Consider the following 207-nt stretch of genomic DNA (forward strand, 5'->3'; position numbering starts at 1 on the left):
CTAAAAGCACATGGGGGATTAGCTCAGCTGGCTAGAGCGCTTGCCTTGCACGCAAGAGGTCATCGGTTCGACTCCGATATTCTCCACAAGGAAATCATTTCTATGATTATCCAAACGTTCATTGACATATTGGTAATATGATATCGTAAAGAATCAAGATAGAGAGTTGATTAAAAATCAACAAACTTTATAAAAAAATATAAAGAG

At 36.7% G+C, this 207-nt stretch carries 1 tRNA gene; it reads left to right on the forward strand.

The features are described 5' to 3' along the window. Positions 1 to 12 precede the first annotated feature (12 nt). Positions 13 to 86: transfer RNA gene (locus ACXAG7_RS20285), tRNA-Ala, on the forward strand. Positions 87 to 207 lie beyond the last annotated feature (121 nt).

Source organism: Tenacibaculum sp. AWR4_210 (assembly GCF_056160945.1).